This window comes from Rubricella aquisinus (assembly GCF_014199445.1).
GTDB lineage: Bacteria > Pseudomonadota > Alphaproteobacteria > Rhodobacterales > Rhodobacteraceae > Rubricella > Rubricella aquisinus.
Genome location: NZ_JACIJS010000007.1, coordinates 33,153 through 53,899, shown reverse-complemented (window position 1 = coordinate 53,899; position 20,747 = coordinate 33,153). Strand labels below are relative to the sequence as shown.

The following is a 20,747-nucleotide window of genomic DNA, read 5'->3' as shown; positions in this document are numbered from 1 at the left end:
CTTCACATCCGATTCAAGAGGTTGGAAACATTCCCTCTCAATCCTGTGAGTTTTCCCGCAGTTCCCGCAACAATTCCGCGAAATCCGGCGGTAAATCGCTGATGAAAGTCAGGGTTTCGCCCGTGACCGGATGCACAAATCCCAATCGCAGCGCGTGCAATGCCTGCCGTGGAAAGGCCGCGATCGCCTCGCGCGCCGGGGCGGGCAGCCCCTGCCCCACTTTGCGACGTCCTGCATAGACCGGATCACCGATCAGCGCATGTCCCACATGGGCCATATGCACGCGGATCTGATGGGTGCGCCCCGTCTCCAGCCGACAGGAGATCAACGCCGCCTGCCCTGCGAACGGCTCCAACACTTGCGCACGGGTCACCGCATGGCGCCCCTCCGCCCCGACCGCCATCTTTTTCCGATCCGCACGGTGGCGGGCGATGGGGGCCTCGATTTTCAGCACGGGCCCCTCAAAGGACACACCCGCAATCCCCGCAAGCCGCGCCGACGCGCGCTCCGGCACGCCAAAGGACAGCGCGCGGTACTCACGATCCACCGAATGGGCGGCGAATTGCGTCGAAAGCCCCTGATGCGCCAGATCGGATTTCGCCACGACCAACAGGCCCGACGTGTCCTTGTCGATCCGGTGCACGATGCCGGGCCGCCGCTCCCCCCCGATCCCAGACAGGCTGTCGCCGCAATGGTGCATCAGCGCGTTGACAAGCGTTCCATCCGGCGCGCCGGGGGCGGGATGCACCACCATGCCCGCAGGCTTGTTCACAACGATCAGCGCGTCGTCCTCAAATACCACATCAAGCGGGATATTCTGCGGCAGGGGCGCGCTGTCCGTGACCTCCGGGATCAGCAGCGTCACCATGGCCCCCGCACGCACCTTTTGCGACGGATTGGCCAGAGAGGCGCCGTCCACGGTCACAGCGCCGCCTTCGATCAGCGCGCGCAGACGCGACCGGCTCACGGCCAAATGATCGGGCAAGTCCGCCGCCAGCACCTTGTCAATCCGGCCCGAGGCCGTCAGGTTGAGCGCAATCTCATTTTCATCAGGATCCGACATGACGGGCAGTTACACTCCAGAACCCGAAGAAGGGCAAGAGCCGCCGCAGATAAGGCGCCTGCGCCAGCTTGTCATGGTGCTGACGGGCACGCTGACGCTCGCCATTATCATCGTCGTCGGCTTGATGACCATACGGCTTCTGGCACTTGGAGAGACGTCTGGCCCCAGCCTGCCGCCCGACCTTACCCTGCCCAGTGGCGAACGCGCGCAGGCCGTCACCCTTGGCACCGGATGGGTCGCCGTGGTGACGCGCGACGCGGAAGGACAGGAGCGCATCCGCCTGTTTGACAGCGCAGGCACCCCACTCACGACGACGGAGATTACACAATGACCGCAACCCTGATCCTGGTGGATATTCAAAAGGGCATGGACGTGTCCGATTATTGGGGGCCCCGCAACAACCCCGACGCCGAACAGCGCGCCGCTGACCTTTTGCACCATTGGCGGGCGCAGAATTGGCCCGTGATCCATGTGCGCCATGACAGCACAAACCCGAAATCCCCGCTGCAAGGACCGGGGATCGAGATCAAGGACGAAGTCGCCCCCCTCCCCCATGAACCGGTCCTGACCAAGAGCGTCAATTCCGGTTTCATCGGCACCGATCTTGAGGCCCGGTTGCGCAACGCGGACGCGACCGATCTGGTGATCTGCGGGATCACGACGCCCCATTGCGTGTCCACCACCGTGCGCATGGCTGCAAATCTCGGCTTTACCGTGCAGGTCGCCGCCGATGCCTGCGCGACCTTCGCAGCGGCCGCAAACACCTCCTTCGATGATGGGCCAAGCCCCACGGCAGAGGAAGTGCACCGCGCCGCCTTGTCGCATCTTCACACCGAATTTGCCACTGTCACGACCTCAGACAAAATCATCGCCGGATGACCCCAGATCAGATCAAACGCAAGCGCCTGCGCAACGGGATCGTGAGCGCCATCGTTCTGATGGTGATGATGATCCTTGTGGGCTATCAGATGCTGTCGAGTTGGGGGGAGATGGATTTGCCGGGGCAGATCATCTTTCTTGGCTGGTTGGCGGTGGCCGTGTTTCTGTTTGCGCGCAGCCTCAAACGGCTCTCCGCGCTGTTTGCGGATATGGTCCCCCCCGAAGAGGCCGCCGCCGATCGCTACCGCGCGCAATCCGACGAAAAGGATCCGCCCGCATGACGGCTTTTCTGGGCGTGGAAAGGTCACTCTCCGGTCGGCGCTGGCAGGGGCCGGACGCGGCGCAGGATCGTGCGGCCATGGCGCTGACACAGGCCACGGGGCTGCCCGAACTGGTCTGCCGCCTTTTGGCCGCGCGGGATGTGACGGCAGGGGAGGTCGCGGCCTATCTCACGCCCCGGCTGCGCGATCTGACCCCCGATCCTTCCAGCCTCAAGGATATGGATAAGGCGGTCGCGCGCCTGCTCACGGCATTACGCGGGAAAGAGCGGATCGCGGTGTTCGCGGATTATGACGTGGATGGTGGTGCCTCCGCCGCACTTTTGCTGACATGGCTGCGCGCGTTGGGGCATCGCGCGACGCTCTATATCCCTGACCGGATCGACGAAGGTTATGGCCCGAACGTGCCTGCGATGGAGGAACTTGCCACCGCGCATGATCTTATCATCTGCGTCGATTGCGGAACCCTCTCCCATGACCCGATTGCCGCCGCGCGGGCGAAAGGCGCGGATGTCATCGTGCTTGACCATCACCAGGGCGGGGAAACCCTGCCCCCCGCGCTGGCCGTGGTGAACCCGAACCGACAGGATGAGGACAGCCCGCTTGGGCATCTGTGTGCTGCGGGTGTCGTGTTCCTGATGCTGGTCGGGGCCAATCGGGCTTTGCGCGCGGCGGGGGCCAAAGGGCCGGATCTGATGGCCATGCTGGATCTGGTGGCGCTGGCGACGGTGGCGGATGTGGCACCGCTTCAGGGGCTCAACCGCGCGTTCGTGCGGCAGGGGCTGGCTGTGATGGCCGCGCGGAGCCGACCGGGCCTGACGGCGCTGGCCGATGTCGCAAGCATGACAAGCGCCCCAAGCAGCTATCACCTTGGCTATCTGCTGGGGCCACGGGTCAACGCGGGCGGGCGGATCGGGGCTGCTGATCTGGGCGCGCGGCTCCTTGCGACGGAGGACGCGCAGGAGGCGGCGGACCTTGCCCAACGGCTCGATCACCTAAACGCGGAGCGGCGCGCGATTGAGGCGCTGGTGCTTGAGGAGGCTAAGGCGCAGGCCGAAGCGCGCGGCCTTGACGGCCCGCTCGTGTGGGCAGCGGGGGATGGGTGGCACCCCGGTGTCGTCGGTATTGTCGCGGCCCGGCTTAAGGAATGGGCCAACCGGCCCGCCGTGGTCATCGGGCTTGATCAGGGCGAGGGCAAGGGATCAGCGCGCTCCGTCGCGGGCGTGGACCTTGGCGCGTCCATTGCGCAGATCACGCGCGAAGGATTGCTGCTGAAAGGCGGCGGGCACGCGATGGCCGCGGGCCTCACCGTGGATGCGGCGCAGCTGCCCGCGGCGATGGAACGGCTTGGCGTGCTGTTGGCAAAACAGGGCGCGGGCGCGACGGGGCCGCAGACATTGCGCATTGACGGCGCGTTGCAGCCCAGTGGATGCACGCTTGATCTTATACAGCAGCTTGAACAGGTCGGCCCCTTTGGCGCGGGCAGCCCCGCCCCCCGTTTCGCGCTGCCCGATGTGCGCATCACTTTCGCCAAGCGCGCGGGAGAAAAGCATCTGCGCCTCAGTTTCGCGGATGATCAAGGGGGCCGGATCGACGCGATCGCCTTCAACATCTGCGACACCCCTATGGGCCACGCGCTGGAGCAGCATAACGGCGCGCGGTTCAACATCGCGGGCAAGATCGAGATCGACGATTGGGGCGGCAGATTGAAGCCGAAACTCAAGCTAGATGACGCGGCCCCGGCGCAAGCCCAGCCCTGAAACCAATGGGCCAATACGCCCCGGATGCCGGTTTTTTCCGACCGGGAAAAGGAAGTGTAAAAAAGCGTCAAAAGCCTCTTGCGCGGCCCCGTCGATTCCCCTAAACACCGCCTCACGCACAGCGATGCGCCCTTCGTCTAGTGGTCTAGGACGCCGCCCTTTCACGGCGGAAACACGGGTTCGAGTCCCGTAGGGCGTACCACCCTCCCGCAGGAGGGGGCGACGCGAAATCCCAAAAAATGAAGTTGTTTCAGACCCTTATTAGGGGATGAGCACGATCTTTGGCGTTGCCGCACGGCCCGCCGCGATATCGTCAAAGGCCCCCGCGCCGTCGGTCAGCGCGCGCTGTTCGGTCCAATCGAGCGGACCAAGGCTGCCGTCAAAAATGGCGGCTGCCGTGTCGCGGAAATCCTGCTTGGTGTAGGTATAGGTGCCGATAAAGGTGATTTCCTGAAGCGTCATGCGGCGGATATTCAGCCCCGCCCCTCCGCCGCCAAGGCCGACATGCACGATCACCCCGCCGGGGCGCGCCATGTCGCTCGCGGCGGCCCGTGTCGCCTCGAATCCGACGCCATCAACCACGAAATCCACATCGCGCGGCGCGTCCTGCGCCATCGGGTTGAGCACCTCGAAGCCTTGCGCCGCGACAATCGCGCGGCGGCCCGGATGCGGCTCACTCACGATGATCTGTTTCGCACCCTGCGCACGCAGCACAAGGGCTGCGCCGAGCCCAATGGCCCCGCCGCCCTGCACCACGCAGACAGCCTCGCTCAAAGGTATGTCGAGCGCATGTGCCCCCAACCGGACCGCGTGCCAGCCACAGGCCAAAGGCTCCGCCAAGGCGGCCTTTTCCAGCGGTACGCCATCGGGCACTTCAACAAGGTTTTCGGGCGGCATCGCCACCATCTCGGCAAAGCCGCCTTCGCGCGGCGGCATGGAGATGATCTGCCGTGTCGGGCAAAGGTTGTCGCGGCCCGCCTTGCAGGCCCGGCAGGTGCCACAGGTGACCAGTGGATTGACCGTCACACGTTTGCCCATCATCGGTCCTGCGATGACCTCTCCGGCGACCTCATGACCAAGGATCAGCGGCGCCGGGCGGCGGTCATCATGCCCCGCCCATGCGTGCATGTCAGAGCCGCAAATGCCCACGGCCGCGATGCGGATCAGCGCGTCCTCGCCCGGCTGGGGGTCCGGCATGTCTCGCATCTCAAGCTGATGCGGCCCTGTATACACGAGCGCCTTCATTTTGCGGTATATCCCCCGTCAACATAGAGTATCTGCCCGGTCACATAGCGGCTTGCCTCCGAGCAGAGGAACAGCGCCGGGCCGACCAGATCATCGCCCTCGCCATTGCGCCCGATGCAGGTTTGCGCCGCGTTGCGCGCCGCGCGTTCGGGATCGGCAAACACCGCGCCGGTCAGTTCGGTCGGAAAGAAACCGGGTGCCAGCGCGTTTGCGGTGATCCCATGCTTTGACCATGCTTCGGCCATGGCCCGGGTCATCTGCCCAACCCCACCCTTTGACGCGCCATAAGCGATGCCACCGGGAAAGGCGCGCTCGGTCTGGAGCGACGCGAAGTTCACGATCCGGCCCCAGCGCTTTTCCTGCATCGCAGGTACCAGCGCCTGAGCAAGGAAAAAGGGCGTCGAGAGGTTCAGATCAATCGTGACCTTCCAGCCTTCGGCGGTCACGTCATCGGCGGCTTCACGCGTGTTGATCCCCGCCGCGTTCACGAGGATATCGGGCGCGCCGAATGGCTCTGCCGCGGCCTTTGCGATTGTGGCCATTTGGGATGGGTCCGACAGGTCACAGGGCAGGATAGCCGTCTCCCCCGATGTCGCATCGGACCAGTCTTCCAACTGGCCCGCGCGGCGGGCAAGGCCCACGACCTTTGCCCCCCGCTCTGCCAATGCCGTGGCGATGACCTGACCAAGGCCAGAACTGGCCCCGGTCACGCAGGCCACACGGCCTGCCACATCGAACATCGCGTCAGCCATTTGCCGTCAGGTCGAACTTTTCGTTCGGGAAGTATTTTTCCAGACGAATATCCGCAGCTTTTGCGTGCCCTTCCATCCCTTCAAGGCGGGAAATGCGGGCCGTCGCCTCGGCCACGTCTTTCGACGCGGCTTCGGTCGCGCGCTGCCATGTCACGAGCTTCATATACTTGTGCACCGACAGACCACCAGTGTAGCGCGCGGCCCCCGATGTGGGCAGAACGTGGTTCGGGCCAGCGGCCTTATCCCCGAAGGACACCGTCGTCTGCTCCCCAAGGAAGAGCGAGCCATAGCACTGCAACCGGTTGAGGAACCAATCAAGGTCCGCGGCCTGCACATGCAAATGCTCAGGCGCGTAATCGTCGGCAACCTGCGCAAGACCCTCACGATCGGGCACGACCATCACTTCGGCCATATCGGCCCAAGCGCGCGCTGCATTCTCCGCGTTGAGGTTCGGCAGCTCGCTAATCATCTGCGGCACCATCTCCATCACCTTCTCGGCCAAGGGGCGGTGCGTCGTGGCGAGCCATACGGGCGAGTTGTAGCCATGCTCCGCCTGGCTCACCAGATCCCACGCGACCATGTAAGGATCGGCGGTTTCATCCGCGAGGATCAGGCTGTCCGTCGGACCGGCGAACATGTCGATGCCAACGCGGCCAAAAAGGATACGCTTGGCCTCTGCAACAAACTGGTTGCCGGGGCCAACGAGGATGTCCGCTTTTGGCAGGCCAAACAGGCCAAACGCCATCGCGGCAATTCCCTGCACACCGCCAAGGGCGAGGATCTTATCCGCGCCGCACAGATCAGCGGTATAGATGATCGCAGGCGCAATCCCGATCCCCGGACGCGGCGGGGAGCAAGCGGTGATGTGACCACAGCCTGCGACCTTCGCCGTGGTAACGGTCATCAATGCGGATGCGATATGGCTATAGCGCCCACCGGGGGCATAACAGCCCGCCGCCTGACAGGGGATCGCGCGCTGCCCCGCGATCAGACCGGGGCGGATTTCGACCTCCATATCCTGAATGGTCGATTTCTGCGCTTCCGCAAACATCCGCACATTGTCATAGGCGAACCGGATATCGTCCTTCAGCTTTTGCGGCACTTCGGCAGCGGCAGCGTCGATCTCGTCGCGGGTGAGGACGACATTGCCCTCATAGCGGTCGAACTTGGCTGCGTATTTCTTGGCTGCTTCGTCACCACCTGCCTCGATCTCATCAAGGATGGCCTGCACGGTTGCCCGCACGTCGCCCGCATCGTCAGTTGCGTGTTTGGTCGCTTTTTTGAGGTAGTCCACACTCATTGGATCAATCCTATTTATAGATATCTGGAAGCATCGCTGTGGAGATCACCGGGATGTAGGCAATCATCAGCGTCACGATCAGCATGAAGAAAACGAAGGGAATGGCGCGGTAGGCGATCTTGAGGATCGATTCACCCGTTATCCCTGACACCACAAAGAGGTTCAGCCCCAGTGGTGGTGTGATGAACCCGACACCCAGCGCCGTAATCATCATGATGCAGAACTGGATTTCGTTCATTCCGATATTCTCGGCCAGTGGCAACAGGATCGGCGCGAGGATCACGATGTTCGGCGTCGTCTCCATCACGCAGCCCGCTGCAATCAGGATGCAGATCATCATCAGGATCAGAACCCACGGCTCCTCGCTCACGCCTGTGGCGACAGCGACAAAGCCCTGCGGAACACCGATAATGGCCAGTGCTTCGGCCAGCGGGATGGAGAAGGCGATGATCGGGAGGATCACACCATTCACCTTCGCGGAGCTGACCAGCATCGCCGGGAAGTCGGAGAATTTCAGCGTGCCAAGGAAGAAGCCCATCCCGATGGTCACAACCACCGCTGTGGCGCCTGCCTCCGTCGGGGTCAGACGACCCGAGAAAATGCCATAGAAGATGATGCCGGGTACGATGAACGCATACCAACCCGATTTCAGCGCCTGCCACAGGCGGGAGAAATACTCCCCAGCGGAAATGTTCCCGCCCCCTTCCCAGCCATAGAGCCGGTTCATGATGATGTTGGTCACTAGGATCGAGACGAGGATCGCTAGCCCGGGAATGACCGCGGCAAGGAACAGCGTGGAGGCCGATATGCCCAGCACAAGACCGATGATGATATAGGCGATGGAAGGCGGGATCAGGATACCGGTACAGGCACCCGCCGCGACCAGCGCACAGGCATAGGGGCGCGGATAGCCGCTTTCGACAAGGCGGTCGATGGTCATCCGACCGACCGCGGCAGCGCCAGCGGCATCAGACCCGGAGATCGCCGCGAACATACCACAGACCAGAACGGTCGCGGAGCCAAAGCCACCCTTGGCGAATTGCGTCAATGCCTCCGCCACGTCGAGGAATTTTCGACTGAGCCCGGTTCGGACCAGCACGTCGCCTGTCAGGATGAACAATGGCACGGCGGTCAGCGCGAAGGCGTCGATGCCGGAGAAAAGCTTCTCCCCGACAAGGCTGAGCGGCAGCGCGCCCGACCACATCAGCATAAGGATGGCGGAGGTGCCGATGGCCGCCCAGACGGGCACGGCAAGTGCGACCAACACCACGAAAATCAGAACCGGGCCGTAAAAATCCCACCCAAGTTCGACGGTCTGCGGACCAAGTTGAGCCCAAAGCATAGCGATACCCCCCTTAGTCGAACAATTTGTCGCCTTCGTAAACGTCATTGCCGTTTCGAAGGTCTTTGATGTCGCGCAGGAGCGACTGGATCAGGCGGAAGATCACCATGGCGAAACCGATCGGCACAGCGGCAAGGAACCAGACCTGCCCAATGCGCAACCCGTGGGTCACGTTGCCGAATTTTTGCGCGATATGCGCGGTTTCGTAGGAATAATAGAACGCCACGACGGCCACGGCGAGCATCACCAGATCGCCAAAAATGTAGAGCAGCGTCTTTATCCGCTTGCCCAGATAATGCAGTAGCACGTCAATGCGGATGTGCCCCCGCTCCTTTACAGCAGCGGCGGCACCAATCCATGCCAGATAGATAAAGGAGTATCGCACGATCTCCTCACCCCAGATCGACGAGTAGGAAAACACCTCCCGCCGGATCACTTCGATGAACATCGTCGCGACCAGCATGACGTAGAAAACCAACAGCGCCCAGCGCTCCAGATTTCTGTCAATGGCCTTGAGTGTAGGTGACATACAATCCTCCCGTCTGGATGCGGATGGACCCCGCACCACTCACGTTACCGGCATAGGTATTCTTGTTTTTATTGGATCGTCATGTGAGCGGGGCGGCCCCTGCGCAGGACCGCCCCGTCAACATTATGCGTCGTGGACGTAGTAGCGGCCCATGGTGCCGGCGGCCTCTTCAAGCCGCGCGAACGCGTCCATGGAGCCCGCGAGATCGACCTTGAACTGGTCCCACTCGCTGTTCTGGTAGCCACCAGCGGCCTGCCACTCGGCCAATTGATCGTCGGAGAGGGAGTGGAACTGCACGCCCGCCTTGGCAAGCTCGGCCATGGCGTAGGTGCGTGCGGACGGCACTTTGGCGAGGTTCTGGTGCGCGGTCAGCTCACCCGCGAACTCAATCCCTTCCTGCACGTCCATCGGCAGGCTGTTAAACCACTCAAGGTTCATGGAATAAACCTGACTGTCCGGCACCGCCTGAGTGAAGGTGACATGGGACAGGATGTCCTTGAAGCCGAACACATAGAGTGCGCCGACGGACGGATCGAGTGCGTCTGCAACGCCCTGCTTGATCGCGGACGGGGTTTCGCCCCATGCAACCGGCGTCGGGTTCGCGCCGACCATGCGGTAATACTGCTGAAGCATCGCGGAGCCCGGCACGCGGAACTTCACGCCATCCAGATCGCCCGGCGTCAGGACAGGGCCTGCACCGCCTGCGCGGACTGCAACGACGCGCGGGTCGATGTTGATATACATCAGCGCCTTGAAGCCTGCGGCTTCGACCTTCGGGTGCACTTCGGTTTTCCAGGTGTCGGAGGTCACGAGGTTGGTGAAGCGCTGGTTGGACCCGCACAGATAAGGCATGTTGATCAGATCAACGGTGGAAGCAAACGGCGCGAAGTTCGCCAGCGAATGCTGCGCACACTGGATCGTGTTTGCCTGCACCGCCTGTGCGAGCGCGCCACCTGCACCAAGCTGCCCACCGGGTGCGAGCTTGACATAGACCTTACCGTTGGTCGCGTTCTGGATGTTTTCTTTCAGGTCGAGTTGCATGATCGGATAGGACCGGGATGCACCCAGCACATAGGCTGTTGCCAGCGTCATGGTGTATTCGGCGGCTGCCTCACGCTCACGCTCTTCATTCGCGGATTGCGCAACGGCCTCGGACGACCACAGGGTGCCTGCCGCACCAGCCACAACGGCTGCGGTGAAGCCGCCCGTGCTGGCCAGCTTGAGGAAGTTGCGTCGCTCGACGGATGCGATCTCCGCCTTGGTCTTTTGGTCTGTCATGGAAAATGTCCTCCCTATTGGACTTGGTGTCGTCTTATTTTCTGGATTTCCCGGGGGCGTTTGCTTCTTTGATGAGCACACCGGCGACAAAAAAGATCACGGAAAGCAGCAAGGTCAGCATCTCCGGCACATCCGAGAGGAATTTGGCCTGATCCGCCGCGCCAAGCGCCACATTTCCGAAATAGATGAGAAAGATCACAAGCGAGATCAGCAGCAGTCCAGTGCCGTTGCGAGCCATGTTCTTCTCCCTTTTGTCGCGGATCGAATCGTCCGCCTATGAAATTTGTAAGCGCTTACATATCGCAAAGCAAGCGTTTACATTTTCCGTATCCTTCCGGCCAATTCCGTGTACCATGCCCGAAAATACCCAAGAGGAATGAGACAGGCGTGAAACGACAGCCGACCATTCAGGACGTGGCGACCCTTGCGAATGTTTCGACAGCGACGGTTTCGCGCGCATTGAACTCCCCTGACCGTGTGCGTGAGACGACGCGAGATGCGGTGCAACAAGCGGTGCAAGCCCTTGGCTATACGCCCGATTTTGGCGGACAGGCGCTTGCCTCGGGACGGACCAACACGATCGGCGCGGTGATCCCGACGATGGACAACGCGATTTTTGCGCGCGCCTTGCAAAGCCTTCAGGAAGAATTGACGACCATGGGCGTAACGCTTCTGGTGGCGACCTCGCAATATGATCCAGAGCGCGAAGAGCAGCAGGTCCGCGCGCTCCTGTCGCGTGGCGTGGATGGATTGATCCTGATCGGGCAGGCGCGCGCGGCACGGGTCTATGAGCTTCTGGAGGGGCGGGCGGTGCCCTATGCGCTTTTATGGACCACCGCGCCATCGGGTCAGCAGTTAAGCATCGGGTTCGACAACAGTGCGGCGGCGGCAAAACTGGTCACGCAGGCGCTTCAACTCGGGCACCGGCGGTTCGCGATGATCGCCGGGATCACCAAGGGCAATGATCGTGCCCGCGCCCGTGTGGACGGTGTGCGAGCCACTCTTGCCGACGCGGGGCTGACGCTTGAGCCGCCTTATCTTGTCGAGGGCAGCTACGATATCGAGCAGACCGTAGGCATCGCGCGGGCCCTGATTTCGCTGCCGGAGCCGCCAACGGTGATCCTATGCGGCAACGACGTTCAAGCTGCTGGTGTGCTCAAGGCCGTGCGGCAGGCGGGGCTGAGCGTTCCGCGCGATGTGTCCGTCCTCGGATTTGACGACATCGAACTGGCCACGGCGGTGGATCCGGCGCTGACGACGATCCGCGTTCCGCACCGCCGGATGGGCCGGATGGCCGCGCACCTCCTGATCGGCTGGATCAAGACCGGACAGCGGCCGGACTCCGTCCAGTTCGATACGGATTTGATTTGGCGCGCGTCGCTTGGCCCGCCCCCGGCCTGACACTGCCTATCCCGGTGCCGCGGCAGACCCCGCAAGGATACCGCCGTCAATCGTCAATTCCGATCCGGTCATATAGGCCGCCTCGTCGGAGGCCAGCAGGACGGCCAATGCTGCGACCTCCTCCGGGCGACCAAAGCGGCGCAGGGGCGTGTCAGCCACGAACGCATCCGCGCGCGCCTGCCGATCCGGCCCGGTGCCCAGCATCGGCTCCCACATCGGCGTCATCACAGCGGCAGGGTTGATGGAGTTACAACGGATCGCCAACCCCTGCCCCGCGCAATAGAGGGCCACGGTTTTGGTGTGATTGCGGATCGCGGCCTTGGACGCAGCATAAGCCGCTGCCATCGGAATACCGACCTGCCCCGACCGGGAGGAGATGTTGATGATCGACCCCGCCCCCATGGCCCGCATCGCCGCAATCGCGTAGCGACAGCCTAGAAACGTGCCATCAAGGTTGACCGCATGAACGGCGCGCCAATCCTCGAGGCTCGCGCGTTCAGGATCATGCGGCACAGCCCCGTCCTCAAACCCCGTGACGCCCGCGTTGTTCACCAGAACATCAATCTGGGGATGGGCGGTGGCGAGCGCATCCCAGTCCTCCTCCGCGCGCACGTCAAGGCGCATGGCCTCAGCGCCGATGCGCGCGGCGACAGACTGCGCCGATGCTGCGTCCTTATCCGTGACGATAACATGTGCACCCTCATGGGCGAATGCCGTGGCGATCGCGGCACCAATGCCGCGACCCGCGCCGGTGACGACGCAGAGTTTCGATGTAAGTCGGGTCATGAGACCTCCAGTGTATAGATGTAAAGCATCACCCCGCGCGATTGCAGGGCGGACAAGCGGTTCATGCTGCTTTGGTCATCGGCTTTACTCCATCTGGATGCGAAGCTGATACCACAGGGCAGCCCCAAACGGCAATGCGCAATCCCCGACACGCCACCGCGCCGCTCAAATCCGGGGTTTTTATCCCGCCCCTCCGCCGCTACGGTCACTCCCAACACGCGCGAGGGAGGCAGATATGCTGGCCGGTCATCTTTTGGTGAAATGTCTTGAGGTACAGGGGGTGGAACGCGTGTTTTGCGTGCCGGGCGAAAGCTACCTCGCCGTGCTCGATGGGCTGCATGACGCCGCGATTGACGTGGTCAATGCCCGTCACGAGGGCGGCGCAGCGATGATGGCCGAAGCGGATGGCAAGATGACCGGGCGGCCCGGCATCTGCATGGTCACGCGCGGGCCGGGGGCGACCAATGCGGCGGCGGGCGTGCATGTCGCGGCACAAGATTCGACCCCGATGATCCTGTTTGTGGGCCAAATCGGGCGCGACATGCGCGGGCGCGAAGCGTTTCAGGAGGTCGACTACCGCGCTCTGTTCGGCGGCATGGCCAAATGGGTCGAGGAGATCGACCGCGCCGAGCGTATTCCCGAAATCATCAATCACGCGTGGCATGTAGCCCTCTCGGGTCGCCCGGGCCCCGTGGTGATCGCGCTGCCGGAGGACATGCTGCGCGATGCGGTCGCCGCCCCGCCCGGCCCGCGTGTGGAGGTGGCCGCCCCTGCCCCAGCACCTGACGATGCGGCAAAGGTCGCGCAGATGATCGCGGCGGCGGAGCGGCCGCTCCTGATCCTTGGCGGTAGTCGTTGGCAACAGGCTGACCGGGCGAAACTCACCGATTTCGCGGAAGCGTTCAGCCTGCCGGTTGCCGTGTCCTTTCGCAGGCAGGATCTGTTTCCGCAAACCCATGACCACTATGTCGGGGATGTGGGATTAGGGATCAATCCGGCGCTTAAGGCGCAGGTCGCTGAGGCCGATCTTGTGATCCTTCTAGGCGCGCGTTTCTCGGAAAATCCCAGTCAGGGGTTCAGCCTCTTTGGCATGCCCGATCCGGGGCGCGCGCTGATCCATATCCATCCGGGAGCGGAGGAATTGGGGCGGATCTACACCCCCACACTTGCCATCAACGCAACACCCGGCCGGTTCCTTGATGCGATGAAAGGCCAGTCTGCGCCCAAGCGCGATGTGCCGGGCCGTGCGGCCTATCTGGAATGGACCGCCATGCCCCCTGCCGGGGTCGGGCAGGCGACCATGTCCCACACCATCGCCGTGCTGCGCGAGCAGTTGCCCGAGGATGCGATCCTCACGAATGGTGCCGGGAATTACGCGATCTGGCTGCACCGGTTCTGGCGCTATGGGGCGGACAGCCAGTTGGCCCCGACAAGCGGGTCAATGGGCTACGGCATGCCCGCCGCAGTGGCTGCCGCTGCCCGCTATCCCGGGCGGGAGGTCGTGTGCCTTGCCGGGGACGGCTGTTTTCAGATGACGGGAATGGAGTTTGGCGCGGCGGTCGAACGGGGCCTGCCCCTGCGCGTGATCCTGTGTGACAACGCGCTCTACGGCACGATCAAGATGCATCAGGCGCGCGATTACCCCGCGCGCTCGGTCGCGACGCGGATCACCAACCCCGATTTCGCCGCGTGGGCGCGCAGCTATGGCGCGGTTGGGGTCACGGTGGACCGGGACGCGGATTTCGCAGAGGCGCTCGCCACCGCTCGCGCCGCCGACGGCCCGTCGCTGATCCATATCAGGCTTGATCCGCGCGACATAGCCCCCGGTCGGACCATTGCGGAGACGGAGCTTTAGCGCAGGCACCCACTCACAAAAGCCGCTAATCGCGCGTGATACTCCCGCGCGATCTCCAGATCGAACGCATCAAACGCATGCACGCCACCGGGATAGACTGCGAGCGACGTCTCATTCCCGGCACCCGCCCAGTGCGCGGCCATCAGCAGCGTATCGTCCAATAGCGGATCAGCAGTGCCGATCTGGAACAGGGCGGGCGGCATGTCGGACACATCCGCCAGAAGCGGCGACAGGCCAGGCCCGCCGCGATGCGCCGCACCCGGATCAAGCATATCGGCAAACCATTCGACCACCGGCGTGTTCAGGATGAGCTTGCGCGTGCCCCAGTTCCGCATGGAACCCGTCAGCCGCAGGTCAAACAGCCCGTAATTCAACACCAGCCCCGCGAGGCGATCCGCCAGCCCGCGCTCCTTGAGCGCCAGCGCGGTCACGGCGGTCAGGTGTCCGCCCGCGCTTTCGCCGCCGATCAGCACCTGATCCGTGCCGAATTCCGCGACGCCATGCTCCAGCAGCCATAGGGCCGCGTTCAGGCAATCATCGCGGCAGGCAGGCCATGGGTGCTCCGGCGCGAGGCGGTACTCGACAGAGACGACCGTCACCCCCGCTGCCGCCGCGAGCCTCTGACATCCTTTGTCGAAATGCGAAGGGCGGCCAAGCGCCCAGCCGCCGCCGTGGATGTGCAGATAGAGCGCGCGCGGCGTGCCCGGGGCCGGGCTGATCCGCACGCGCCCGCCGGGAATGTCGCGCCATTCGGACCCGTCGAGCGGCCCGCCCGATGGAAACACGCCCTGTCCCGCATCCCGCGCGGCGCGGGTCTCCTCCACCGGCATTTCGTTGGTGGCGGGCAGGTCGGCCAATTGCGCCTCCAACCGGGCGAGGAAAGCTGCCGTTTCCTCACTGATCGCGCTGGGATGGAAAAGCTTGGGATCTATGGTGAGCATGGGGCCTCCGGCGGTGTTTGAAACACGTTGCCCCCAAACGACCACAGAATGCGCGAAACGAAAAGCCCGTTCAGATGGCGCGCAACAGGCGCGCGCGCGCCGGCGGGATGCCCTTGATCTCCAACCCGGTAAAGACGTGGAGCGTGTTCAGATCGGTATCCACGACCGCGTGATCGCTGACCCACCCCCCCATGGCGAGGTAGCTGCGCAAGAGCGGTGGCATCGCGCGCTGCGCGGCTTTCAGATCCGGTTTGCGCAGGCTTTTGGCGAATTGGATGACGCGCGGTGCCTTGACCCGTGGCAGCCAGCGTTTCGGCGCAAGGTGGCGCTCCCGCAACAGGGCCAGCGCATCAAGATGGGCCTCTGCCTCCGCCCCCTGAAAGGAGGAACAGCCAAAGAGCAGCTCCACGTCATGGGCATCCACAAACTTGGCCATCGCCCCCCATGCAACGCGCAGAATATCCGCGTCCCCCTGATATTCAGGCGCGATGCAGAAGCGGCCCATCTCGACAATCGGGCCGCTGAACCCTTCAAGCGCGCTGAGGTCATAGAATTGCGCGGAATAACTTTTGCCGATCTCGGCCCCCGATTGCAGATGGATCAGCCGAAAACAGCAGGCCAGCGATTGCGTCCGCGCATCCTCGATCATCACATGGAGGCATTGGGCGTCGAACGCGTCCGCGTCCGGCTGTGCGCCGGGGCCGCGAAATGTGCGGGCGCGCAGGGTCTGAGCAGCGAGCACATCCGCGCGCGTGTCGGCAAAACGGGTCTGGTAACGACCTCGTGCAAAGACACCCATCGGTTCGCCCCTCCAATTGATCCGGCCTTGTCCTATATAGGGCTTGAGGCCGCCATATCACTTAGGTGGGATCAGCTAGGAACGATTTGCAAGGGAAAGCAGCGACATGCATGAAAAGTTCACAAAAACCGATGCCGAATGGCGCGCGCAACTGTCTGATCTTGCGTATAAAGTGACGCGAAAGCACGGGACGGAGCGGGCAGGCACCCATGACAATTTCCCGAAAATGCCGGGCCGGTTCCACTGCATTTGCTGCGATCAGCCGCTGTTCGATCAGGATGCAAAATTCGAATCCGGCACTGGCTGGCCCAGCTTTTTCGCACCGCTCGACGCCGAAGTGGTGGAGGAGAAAGAGGATCGCAGCCTGTTCATGCGCCGCACGGAGGTGCTTTGCGCACGCTGTGACGCGCATCTGGGCCATGTCTTTCCCGACGGGCCTGCACCGACCGGTCTGCGCTATTGCATGAATGGTGTGGCCCTCCGGTTTGAACCGGAGGATTAACGCTTATTCCTGAACCTGTAGGTTCAGCACGTTGCGCAGCAGCTGCTGGACCGCAGAAATCTCACTGCCGAAGGTCGGTGTCGTGCGCACAACTAGCGGCACAGTCCGCCCGTCCTCCAGCCCCGCTTCGGCGATGTCTTCGACAATGCCGAATTCGTCAAAGGTGATGGTGACAAGCCGCCGTTCAGTCACTTCAGGCTCGTTATAGGTGTAATTGCGCACGCGCGAGGCTGCGTAATACCACGCTTCATTGGTGATCAGCCCCTCATTGATGGGGCGGCCGATCTTTTGCTCGACGCTGATCTTGTCATCGACGCCGGGCTGAACCAGCGCGAGTTGCGCCTCTGGCGGGGCATAGCCGTGATTGACGAATGTGGGCGCGCAGGCACTCAGCATTGCGACGGTTGCCGCAATCGCAACTGGGCCAATGATGCGTGATCGTGCCATTCTTGTTCTATCCCCGTTTTTATGCCCCCCGGAGTATCTTGCCCCCGGTGCCAATTCAAGCAATCTTGCGCCCCGAGATAGGAGAGACCGCATATGAATGACAGCCTGCCCTCCCCCACCCCGGAATTTTCACGCCGGATCGACCTGCGCCGTGCCAATCGTGGCGCGGCCATCCCGATAGATGAAACCGCAACCCCGGCGGAACAAGAGGCGCTCGCGGCGATTTTGGATGCGATCGAGGTGCCGAAATTCCGCATGACGGCGACGCTCTCTCCACTGGGGCGCGACGGATGGTCGTTGAAAGGGTCGGTGCGGGCCACCGTGATCCAGCCCTGCGTCGTGAGCCTGCGCCCGGTGGTCAGCCGGATTGATGCGCCGATCTCCCTGCGCTACATGCCCGAGGAGCGGCCAAATGCGGATATCGAAGTGATGACCGAATTGTCCGACGATGTGGATACCGAGCCATTGACCCCACAGATCGACGTGGGACTGGCCGCGCAAGAGGCGCTGGCCCTCGCATTACCGCCCTATCCCCGGCACAAGGATGCGTCCCTTCCGGCGATGGATGACGCAGGCGACACGCCCGACGCGGCGGAAGAAAAGCCAAATCCCTTCGCCGCACTGTCAGAACTGCGTGACAAGCTCGAAGGAAAAGAGTAATCGGGCGTCATATGGGTGAGAAAGGGCTTGCGCCCTGCACGGCAATGACTATTTTGCCGCTCTCATTCGACGCTTGCGAGTCAACGGGTTTGTGACCTTCGACGGGTTGGCGCGAAATCGAAATTTGGGCAAATTGGCCCCTGAACGAATAAGGTGTGGCATGGCTGTCCCTAAGAGTAAGATCACCCGGATGAAGCGTGGCTTCCGCCGGTCCCACGATGCCCTGACGGCATTCAACCCGAATGAATGCGCAAACTGCGGTGAGCTGAAGCGCCCGCATCACGTTTGCTCTGCATGCGGTCACTACGACAACAAAGAAGTCGTTGCTCAGGCAGACGAGATCGATTTCGAGGACGACGCGGCATAATCCGCCGATTGTCGCCCACACCTTCCCCGTGGAAGCAAGTGAGCGTAGCGCAGCATGCCTCGTGACATCGTAATATCTGTCGATGCCATGGGCGGCGACGCCGGCCCTGCCGCCGTTATTGGCGGCATGGCCAAATCTGCCCGAAAGAACGACGAGATTCGTTTCATCGTTCATGGGGATGAGGCCATCCTCCAGCCGCTGATCGCAAAGCGGCGCGAATTAACCGACATCGTGGAAATCCGGCACGCACCCGACGTGGTGTCGATGGACGCAAAGCCAAGCCGCGTCGTGCGCAACGGCAAGACCACCTCCATGTGGGCCACATTGCAAACGGTGGAGGCAGGCGACGCGCCCGTGGCCGTGTCGTGCGGCAACACCGGCGCGCTGATGGCCATTGCGATGCTACGGCTCCGCAAGGCCCCGGGCGTGGACAGACCCGCGATTGCCGTCCTGTGGCCCAGCCCGCGCGCGGGCAGTCACAAGGTGGTGCTTGACGTGGGCGCCGATATCCGTGCTGAGGCGGACAACCTGTTGCAATACGCGATCATGGGCGCGGAATACGCGCGCATCGGGCTTGGCATCGACATGCCGCGTGTTGGCATCCTCAATGTCGGCACCGAAGAGCACAAGGGCCGCCCCTCCCTGCAAGACGCCAACAAACTGCTCGAAGCTGCCGCACAGGGCGATGGGTTCACCCATGTCGGCTTCGTCGAAGGCGGCGATCTGGCCTCGGATACGGTGGATGTGATCGTGACAGACGGCTTTACCGGCAATGTCGCGCTGAAAACCGCTGAAGGCACAGCGAGCCTCATTCGCGGCTTCCTCAAGGAAGCGATGATGCACACGATTTTTAGCCGCATTGGCGCGCTTTTTGCCCTGACATCCCTGCGCCGCTTGCAAAAGCGGGTCGATCCGCGCCGGGTGAATGGCGGCGTGTTTCTGGGCCTGAATGGTGCGGTGGTGAAATCCCATGGTGGCGCGGATGCGACCGGTGTGTCCGCCGCGATCAAACTGGCCTTCACGATGGCCAAGGGAGGGTTCTCCGAAACACTGGCTCAGCGTATTGCATCCCACGCGACAAAGCATGAAGATGCCCCGAAAACACAAGGGGATACCGCATGACAACGATCCGCGCCGTGCCTGTGGGCTGCGGGCATTACTTGCCCGAACGCGTCGTTGAAAACGTGGAATTCGAGAAAACCCTCGATACGTCGGATGAATGGATTCGCGCCCGCACCGGGATCGAGCGGCGCCATTTCGCCGCCGAGGGTGAAAAGACATCCGACCTAGCGATTGCAGCCGCCAAAGCAGCGCTCGCCGATGCGGGGCTTGAGGCGCATCAGATCGACGCGATTGTCGTGGCGACCGCCACGCCCGACCAGACATTTCCGTCCACGGCGACCCGTGTTCAGGCCGCTCTCGGCATGGAGAACGGCTTTGCCTTTGATATGCAGGCCGTCTGCGCCGGTTTCATCTATGCGCTGGCCAATGCGAACGCGATGATCATGGCAGGCCAAGCCAAGCGCGTGATGGTGATCGGGGCGGAGACGTTTTCGCGCATCATGGACTGGACGGATCGCGGCACCTGCGTGCTGTTCGGGGATGGTGCAGGCGCGCTGATTTTGGAGGCGCAAACCGGCGCAGGCGATCAGAGCGATTCCGGTATCCTCTATACCGATCTGCATTCCGACGGGCGCTTTAACGATATCCTCTATGTCGATGGCGGCCCCTCCACCACAGGGACCACGGGCCATCTGCGGATGCTGGGTCAAGACGTGTTCAAGCACGCGGTGGCAAAGCTGTCCGCCTCGGGTGAGGCCTCCATGTCAGCGCTTGGCATCACGGCGGATGACGTGGATGTCGTGGTGCCCCATCAGGCCAATCTGCGGATCATCAAGAAGGTCGCGCAGAAGATGGGCATCCCGCTTGAGCGGGTGATTCTGACGGTGCAGGACCATGGCAACACCTCTGCTGCATCCATCCCTCTCGCCATGTCCGTCGCCCGCCAGCAGAAGCGAATCGCAAAGGGCGACCTGATCCTGATCGAGGCGATTGGCGGTGGTTTGGCATGGGGTTCCGCGCTGATGCGCTGGTAATTCCGCCTAACGGCAGTTGTTTCCGCTTCTCACCTCCCCGCTGCAAGCCGTTGTTATTGACTCCCTTTCCCCCCGCACCGTACCGTCACGGGATAACAGCGCAGGCGCAATCCATGTGCCGCCCATCATGGAATAGGGAACAGCAGAATGAGTGGAAAAACCCTCACACGGATGGATTTGAGCGAAGCCGTCTATCGTGAAGTTGGCCTCTCCCGCAACGAATCTGCACAATTGGTCGAAGATGTGCTGGAGCATGTGGCGAGCGCGCTGGTCAGTGGCGAGAACGTGAAAATCTCCTCCTTCGGGACGTTTACTGTCCGCTCCAAGACGGCGCGTGTCGGGCGGAACCCGAAAACCGGCGAAGAAGTGCCGATTGAGCCGCGCCGTGTGATGACCTTCCGCCCGTCTCATTTGATGAAAGAGCGCGTGGACGCGGGCAATAAAAGCTAACCCTCAATAGGGCGTTA

General features: G+C 62.7%; 25 protein-coding genes and 1 tRNA gene. 13 read left to right on the top strand and 13 right to left on the bottom strand.

Annotated elements, in window-relative coordinates:
- Positions 1 to 37: 37 nt before the first annotated feature.
- Positions 38 to 1,063, bottom strand: a complete 1,026-nt coding sequence (locus FHS89_RS11985) for an RluA family pseudouridine synthase (RefSeq protein ID WP_184011954.1) — start codon at positions 1,061 to 1,063, stop codon at positions 38 to 40.
- Between FHS89_RS11985 and FHS89_RS11980 the strand changes: the two genes are divergently transcribed.
- From FHS89_RS11980 to FHS89_RS11960, 5 genes are all read left to right on the top strand, one after another.
- A complete protein-coding gene (locus FHS89_RS11980; RefSeq protein WP_184011952.1) occupies positions 1,062 to 1,394 on the top strand; it encodes a DUF6476 family protein in 333 nt (110 codons plus the stop codon). The genes FHS89_RS11985 and FHS89_RS11980 overlap by 2 nt on opposite strands.
- The gene (locus FHS89_RS11975) at positions 1,391 to 1,942 is read left to right on the top strand and encodes a cysteine hydrolase family protein (protein ID WP_184011950.1); all 552 of its coding nucleotides are present in this window, start codon (positions 1,391 to 1,393) and stop codon (positions 1,940 to 1,942) included. The genes FHS89_RS11980 and FHS89_RS11975 overlap by 4 nt, the downstream gene beginning before the upstream one ends.
- Entirely contained in the window at positions 1,939 to 2,223 is a 285-nt protein-coding gene (locus FHS89_RS11970; protein WP_184011948.1) for a hypothetical protein, read from the top strand. The genes FHS89_RS11975 and FHS89_RS11970 overlap by 4 nt, the downstream gene beginning before the upstream one ends.
- On the top strand, positions 2,220 to 3,980 hold the full coding sequence (recJ, locus tag FHS89_RS11965) for a single-stranded-DNA-specific exonuclease RecJ (protein WP_184011946.1): 1,761 nt from the start codon (positions 2,220 to 2,222) through the stop codon (positions 3,978 to 3,980). Before FHS89_RS11970 ends, recJ begins: the two co-directional genes overlap by 4 nt.
- Before the next feature lie 126 nt (positions 3,981 to 4,106).
- A tRNA-Glu gene (locus tag FHS89_RS11960) sits at positions 4,107 to 4,182 on the top strand.
- 59 nt (positions 4,183 to 4,241) lie between these two features.
- On the opposite strand, the gene FHS89_RS11955 is transcribed toward FHS89_RS11960, so the two are convergent.
- From FHS89_RS11955 to FHS89_RS11925, 7 genes are all read right to left on the bottom strand, one after another.
- Positions 4,242 to 5,225 carry a zinc-dependent alcohol dehydrogenase gene (locus FHS89_RS11955; protein WP_184011944.1) on the bottom strand — a complete coding sequence of 328 codons (984 nt, stop codon included), beginning with the start codon at positions 5,223 to 5,225 and terminating at the stop codon, positions 4,242 to 4,244.
- On the bottom strand, positions 5,222 to 5,977 hold the full coding sequence (locus tag FHS89_RS11950; protein ID WP_184011942.1) for an SDR family NAD(P)-dependent oxidoreductase: 756 nt from the start codon (positions 5,975 to 5,977) through the stop codon (positions 5,222 to 5,224). The genes FHS89_RS11955 and FHS89_RS11950 overlap by 4 nt, the downstream gene beginning before the upstream one ends.
- Positions 5,970 to 7,277, bottom strand: coding sequence for a histidinol dehydrogenase (hisD, locus tag FHS89_RS11945; RefSeq protein WP_184011940.1), 1,308 nt, complete (start codon positions 7,275 to 7,277; stop codon positions 5,970 to 5,972). The genes FHS89_RS11950 and hisD overlap by 8 nt, the downstream gene beginning before the upstream one ends.
- A 10-nt stretch (positions 7,278 to 7,287) precedes the next feature.
- On the bottom strand, positions 7,288 to 8,619 hold the full coding sequence (locus FHS89_RS11940) for a TRAP transporter large permease (RefSeq protein ID WP_184011938.1): 1,332 nt from the start codon (positions 8,617 to 8,619) through the stop codon (positions 7,288 to 7,290).
- Between the two features lie 13 nt (positions 8,620 to 8,632).
- Positions 8,633 to 9,148, bottom strand: a complete 516-nt coding sequence (locus tag FHS89_RS11935) for a TRAP transporter small permease (RefSeq protein WP_184011936.1) — start codon at positions 9,146 to 9,148, stop codon at positions 8,633 to 8,635.
- A 123-nt stretch (positions 9,149 to 9,271) separates the two neighbouring features.
- A complete protein-coding gene (locus FHS89_RS11930) occupies positions 9,272 to 10,426 on the bottom strand; it encodes a TRAP transporter substrate-binding protein (protein WP_184011934.1) in 1,155 nt (384 codons plus the stop codon).
- Between the two features lie 34 nt (positions 10,427 to 10,460).
- On the bottom strand, positions 10,461 to 10,664 hold the full coding sequence (locus tag FHS89_RS11925; RefSeq protein ID WP_184011932.1) for a hypothetical protein: 204 nt from the start codon (positions 10,662 to 10,664) through the stop codon (positions 10,461 to 10,463).
- A gap of 149 nt (positions 10,665 to 10,813) precedes the next feature.
- Between FHS89_RS11925 and FHS89_RS11920 the strand changes: the two genes are divergently transcribed.
- A complete protein-coding gene (locus FHS89_RS11920; RefSeq protein WP_343051460.1) occupies positions 10,814 to 11,827 on the top strand; it encodes a LacI family DNA-binding transcriptional regulator in 1,014 nt (337 codons plus the stop codon).
- A gap of 6 nt (positions 11,828 to 11,833) precedes the next feature.
- Here the strand turns inward: FHS89_RS11920 and FHS89_RS11915 are convergent, their stop codons facing one another.
- Positions 11,834 to 12,613, bottom strand: a complete 780-nt coding sequence (locus FHS89_RS11915) for an SDR family NAD(P)-dependent oxidoreductase (RefSeq protein WP_184011929.1) — start codon at positions 12,611 to 12,613, stop codon at positions 11,834 to 11,836.
- Entirely contained in the window at positions 12,610 to 12,828 is a 219-nt protein-coding gene (locus FHS89_RS11910; RefSeq protein WP_184011927.1) for a hypothetical protein, read from the bottom strand. The genes FHS89_RS11915 and FHS89_RS11910 overlap by 4 nt, the downstream gene beginning before the upstream one ends.
- 20 nt (positions 12,829 to 12,848) lie before the next feature.
- Between FHS89_RS11910 and FHS89_RS11905 the strand changes: the two genes are divergently transcribed.
- Complete coding sequence (locus tag FHS89_RS11905) at positions 12,849 to 14,468, top strand: thiamine pyrophosphate-dependent enzyme (RefSeq protein WP_184011925.1); 1,620 nt, start codon at positions 12,849 to 12,851, stop codon at positions 14,466 to 14,468.
- On the opposite strand, the gene FHS89_RS11900 is transcribed toward FHS89_RS11905, so the two are convergent.
- A complete protein-coding gene (locus tag FHS89_RS11900; protein WP_184011923.1) occupies positions 14,465 to 15,409 on the bottom strand; it encodes an alpha/beta hydrolase in 945 nt (314 codons plus the stop codon). The two genes, FHS89_RS11905 and FHS89_RS11900, sit on opposite strands and share 4 nt — an antisense overlap.
- 70 nt (positions 15,410 to 15,479) lie before the next feature.
- Positions 15,480 to 16,208, bottom strand: coding sequence for a GNAT family N-acetyltransferase (locus FHS89_RS11895; RefSeq protein WP_184011921.1), 729 nt, complete (start codon positions 16,206 to 16,208; stop codon positions 15,480 to 15,482).
- 106 nt (positions 16,209 to 16,314) lie between these two features.
- Here FHS89_RS11895 and msrB point away from each other — a divergent pair, with 106 nt between their 5' ends.
- Positions 16,315 to 16,710: a peptide-methionine (R)-S-oxide reductase MsrB gene (gene msrB, locus FHS89_RS11890; RefSeq protein WP_184011919.1), complete on the top strand. Its 396-nt coding sequence runs from the start codon at positions 16,315 to 16,317 to the stop codon at positions 16,708 to 16,710.
- 3 nt (positions 16,711 to 16,713) lie between these two features.
- Here the strand turns inward: msrB and FHS89_RS11885 are convergent, their stop codons facing one another.
- Entirely contained in the window at positions 16,714 to 17,157 is a 444-nt protein-coding gene (locus FHS89_RS11885) for an outer membrane protein assembly factor BamE (protein ID WP_184011917.1), read from the bottom strand.
- 93 nt (positions 17,158 to 17,250) lie between these two features.
- Between FHS89_RS11885 and FHS89_RS11880 the strand changes: the two genes are divergently transcribed.
- The 5 genes from FHS89_RS11880 (at position 17,251) to ihfA (ending at position 20,730) form a co-directional block, all read left to right on the top strand.
- Positions 17,251 to 17,817 (top strand): YceD family protein, encoded by a 567-nt coding sequence (locus tag FHS89_RS11880; RefSeq protein ID WP_184011915.1) that lies wholly within the window; start codon positions 17,251 to 17,253, stop codon positions 17,815 to 17,817.
- A gap of 160 nt (positions 17,818 to 17,977) precedes the next feature.
- Positions 17,978 to 18,184, top strand: a complete 207-nt coding sequence (gene rpmF / locus FHS89_RS11875) for a 50S ribosomal protein L32 (RefSeq protein WP_184011913.1) — start codon at positions 17,978 to 17,980, stop codon at positions 18,182 to 18,184.
- Positions 18,185 to 18,238: 54 nt separating this feature from the next.
- Positions 18,239 to 19,306: a phosphate acyltransferase PlsX gene (gene plsX, locus FHS89_RS11870; protein WP_184011912.1), complete on the top strand. Its 1,068-nt coding sequence runs from the start codon at positions 18,239 to 18,241 to the stop codon at positions 19,304 to 19,306.
- Complete coding sequence (locus tag FHS89_RS11865) at positions 19,303 to 20,280, top strand: beta-ketoacyl-ACP synthase III (protein WP_184011910.1); 978 nt, start codon at positions 19,303 to 19,305, stop codon at positions 20,278 to 20,280. The genes plsX and FHS89_RS11865 overlap by 4 nt, the downstream gene beginning before the upstream one ends.
- A gap of 147 nt (positions 20,281 to 20,427) precedes the next feature.
- A complete protein-coding gene (gene ihfA, locus FHS89_RS11860; RefSeq protein ID WP_184011908.1) occupies positions 20,428 to 20,730 on the top strand; it encodes an integration host factor subunit alpha in 303 nt (100 codons plus the stop codon).
- The last annotated feature ends 17 nt before the right edge of the window (positions 20,731 to 20,747 follow it).